The sequence below is a fragment of the Phenylobacterium sp. genome (assembly GCF_037138395.1).
GTDB lineage: Bacteria > Pseudomonadota > Alphaproteobacteria > Caulobacterales > Caulobacteraceae > Phenylobacterium.
In genome coordinates this window covers 1-3873 of record NZ_JBAXIM010000197.1, presented here as the reverse complement: position 1 = coordinate 3873, position 3873 = coordinate 1, and the positions used below count along the sequence as shown (strand labels likewise).

Here is a 3873-nt window from a genome sequence, read left to right as displayed (position 1 = left end):
AGTAGATGGTCTCCGGATTTGCATCCGGCGGATAGATTGAGGATCGTCCCTTGCCTCTGAAACTCTCCCTCAAGCCCGGGGAAAAGTTCGTCCTGAATGGTGCCGTGGTCCAGAACGGCGACCGTCGCGGCGTGCTGATCCTGCAGAACAAGGCCTCGGTTCTTCGGGAGAAGGATATCCTCCAGCCCGAGGACGCCAAGTCCCCGGCGCGGCGGATCTATCTTCCCGTCATGATGATGTACATCGAGCCGGCCGAAGCCACGAAATTCTATGATGAGTTCGTTCAGAGGATGGGCGAGTTCATGGGTGTGATCCGGAACCCCCAGGTCCTCGCCGAGTGCGTGACGGTCTCGCGGTGCTGCATGCAGCGCGACTACTACAAGGCCTTGCTGGGCTGCCGTAAGCTTATTGAGTACGAAGATTTGAGGATGGGAAATGTCCCTGAGGGCGTACCAGCAGGCCGCGACGAGCGCTGAGACCCCGAGGGATACCGAGTATCGCCTGTTCGCTCAGGTGACCCTCGCCCTCGCTGAGGCCGCGCGTCTCGATCCCAAGGATTTTGCCGGCAGGGTTCCCGCCCTCGACTGGAACCGTCGCCTCTGGTCGGTCCTGGCCACGGACTGCGCGGAAGCCGGCAATGGCCTGCCTAAAGAACTCCGAGCCGGGATCATCTCGCTGTCCATCTGGGTGAACAAGTACACCAGCGAAGTCATCCGCGGCGAGGACGACATCCAGGATCTGATCGACGTCAACCGGATGATCATGCAGGGTCTGAGCGCCAGCGCTGAAGCGGCGGCCTGATTCCCTTCCGAGCGCGGAGACTGCCCGTCCCATGAAACGCATACTGGTCACCGGTGGAGCAGGTTTCATCGGGTCGCACCTCTGTGAACGCCTGCTCGACGCCGGCCATGAGGTGCTCTGCGTCGACAACTTCTACACGGGCGCCCGCCGCAACGTGGCCCACCTGATGGGAAATCCTGCCTTCGAGCTGCTGCGGCACGACGTGACCTTCCCGCTCTTCGCGGAGATCGACGAGATCTACAACCTGGCCTGCCCGGCCTCGCCGGTGCACTACCAGTTCGATCCCGTGCAGACGACCAAGACGTCGGTTCATGGCGCCATCAACATGCTGGGCCTGGCTAAGCGCCGACGCGCCCGGATTTTCCAGGCCTCCACCAGCGAGGTCTACGGCGACCCGGTCATCCATCCGCAGACCGAAGACTACTGGGGCAACGTCAATCCCATCGGCATCCGGTCCTGCTACGACGAGGGCAAGCGCTGCGCCGAGACCCTGTTTTTCGACTATCACCGCCAGCATGGCCTGAAGATCAAGGTCGCCCGGATCTTCAACACCTATGGCCCGCGCATGCATCCCAATGACGGGCGGGTGGTTTCCAACTTCATCGTTCAGGCCCTGAAGGGCGAGGACATCACCCTCTATGGCGAGGGGCTCCAGACCCGGTCCTTCTGCTTCGTCGACGACCTCGTCGAAGGCATACTGCGCCTCATGAGCACGGCGGACGAGGTCACTGGCCCCGTCAATCTGGGCAATCCGGGCGAGTTCACTATCCGGGCCCTGGCCGAACGGGTCATCGCCCTGACCGGGTCCGCCTCGCGCCTGGTCCACATGCCCCTGCCGCCAGATGATCCGCGGCAAAGGCGCCCGGACATCAGCCTCGCGGTGCGTCTCCTGGACTGGAAGCCGACCATCGAGCTTGACGAGGGGCTTTCGCGGACCATCGCCTACTTCGATAACCTGCTCGCCTCCGAGCCAAGGTAAGGCGGCAGGAAGCGCCCGGCGGATCCTGCCGGTCGGCCAGCTAGGACCGGCTGTCGGCGCACATTGCGCACGGCTTTGTGATCTGAAAAATCTTTGAATTCAACGGCCTGAGGCCGATCTGGCGCTCGCGTGGGTTGGCCCGGCTGTTGCGATGATCCCGTTGCGAAGAATCGCGCGTCCGCAAAAGCCGGACGAAAACCCCGACCAGAATGGAAGGTACGACATGGGTAATCAATCCATCAATACGAACGTGAGCGCCATGCTGGCGCTCCAGAACCTGAACGCGTCACAGACGGAACTGAGGAGCGTTGAACAGCGGATAGCAACCGGCCAGAAAGTGTCCAGTGCCAAGGACAATGGCGCAATCTTTGCCATTGCGACCACCCAGAGGGCCTCCTCCCGCGCACTCGATGCCGTGAGGGAATCTCTCCAGCGTGGTCAGTCCGTGGTGGATGTTTCGGCTGCGTCCGGTGAAATCATCTCCGATCTTCTGATCCAAATGAAGGAGAAGGCCCTCGCGGCGGCGGACGCACAACTGAACACCAATTCACGGGCGGCGATGAATGCTGACTTCGTCTCCCTCCGGGACCAGATCACCAAGGCTGTCAACAACGGTGGGTTCAACGGCGCCAACCTGATCAAGGCGAGTGCCCCGGACGTACGGGCGTTGGCGGACGAGACCGGCCAGAGCTTCCTGACCGTCAAGGCCCAGGACCTCTCGCTGAACAGCGCGAATGTGAAGGTGACGGCGACGACCTCGGTCTCCACCGTTATCCTCGCGCAGGGCGCTCTCTCCCAGGTGAATGAGTCATTGCAGCTCGTCTCCCTCGCCCTGGCAAAGCTGGGAACAGGTGGACGCGCGCTTTCGACGCATCTGGTCTTCGTGAACAAGCTTCAGGACGCGATCGACGCCGGCATCGGAAACATCGTTGACGCCGACCTCGCGAAGGAAAGCGCCCGGATCCAGGCCCTGCAGACCAAGCAGCAGCTCGGATTCCAGGCCCTGTCCATCGCAAACCAGGGGCCGGGGCAGCTGATGAGCCTCTTCCGCTAGGACGCAGGGCCAGGCGGGCCGGATTTCGGCCCGCCTGGTCCCCCCTTACCCTGCACGCTGGGCTGAAACTGCCTGGCGGGCCCGGCAAAACTTGCCTGCCTCTCGGCAATAAATGCCGCCCCTGACATGCATAATTAGACATTAACACTGTAAAAACAGTAACTTACAGAAGGCGCTACCTCTTCTCGAAATGGCCCGCTCCTTGCAGCGAGCCTGTCGGAGCAAAACGCTCCCCGTCCTTAAAACGAGGACCGGACACCTGAGAAGAAAGGTAAGTTAATGTCAGCCAGCATTAACACGAACGTCGCGTCCATGCTCGCGATGCAGAACCTGAGCCGGACCCAGTCCGAACTCACCACCACCCAAGCCCGCATCGCTACCGGACAGAAGGTCTCGTCGGCCAAGGACAATGGCGCTATCTATGCCATCGCCAACAACATGCGCGGCTCTTCGATCGCCCTCAACGCCGTGCGCGAGTCCCTGCAGCGGGGCCAGTCCTCGACTGACGTGGCTCTTGCGGCGGGGGACGTGGTCAGCGACCTCCTGAACCAGATGAAGGAAAAGGCGCTGGCGGCTTCGGATACCCAGCTGAACACGTCGTCGCGCAACGCCATGAATGCGGACTTTGTTGCGCTTCGTGACCAGATCACGAAGACGGTCACCAACGCCAACTTCAACGGCTTTAACCTGATTAAGGGCACGCCCAATACTATCTCTGCCCTGGCTGATGAAACGGGTACCAGCAAGATCACTGTAGCAGGTCAGGACCTGTCCCTGAACGGTGGCAATGTGACGGTGACCGCGACCACCTCGGTCGGCACTCAAGCCCTTGCAGCCTCTACGATCACCTTGGTGAACGCGTCGATCAAGAACGTGTCCCTCGCCCTGGCCAAGCTGGGTTCGGGTTCCAAGGCGCTGACGGCCCACCTGGGCTTCGTCAATAAGCTCCAGGACGCTATCGACGCCGGTATCGGCAATATCGTCGACGCCGACCTGGCCAAGGAAAGCGCCCGGCTACAGGCCCTGCAGGTGCAGCAGC

5 protein-coding genes are annotated in these 3873 nt (G+C 61.6%); all 5 read left to right on the top strand.

Translation table 11 applies throughout. From position 1 onward, the window contains the following. Nucleotides 1-50 precede the first annotated feature (50 nt). Nucleotides 51-476, top strand: coding sequence for a flagellar biosynthesis repressor FlbT (gene flbT / locus WCJ52_RS12090; RefSeq protein WP_336903559.1), 426 nt, complete (start codon nt 51-53; stop codon nt 474-476). Then, nucleotides 436-801 (top strand): flagellar biosynthesis regulator FlaF, encoded by a 366-nt coding sequence (gene flaF / locus WCJ52_RS12085; RefSeq protein ID WP_336903558.1) that lies wholly within the window; start codon nt 436-438, stop codon nt 799-801. The genes flbT and flaF overlap by 41 nt, the downstream gene beginning before the upstream one ends. Nucleotides 802-832: 31 nt before the next feature. Continuing rightward, on the top strand, nt 833-1780 hold the full coding sequence (locus WCJ52_RS12080; protein ID WP_336903557.1) for a UDP-glucuronic acid decarboxylase family protein: 948 nt from the start codon (nt 833-835) through the stop codon (nt 1778-1780). Nucleotides 1781-2003: 223 nt separating this feature from the next. Then, nucleotides 2004-2834, top strand: a complete 831-nt coding sequence (locus WCJ52_RS12075; RefSeq protein ID WP_336903556.1) for a flagellin — start codon at nt 2004-2006, stop codon at nt 2832-2834. Between the two features lie 279 nt (nt 2835-3113). Beyond that, nucleotides 3114-3873 (top strand): flagellin (locus WCJ52_RS12070; RefSeq protein ID WP_336903555.1); only part of this gene is annotated, 760 nt, incomplete at its 3' end.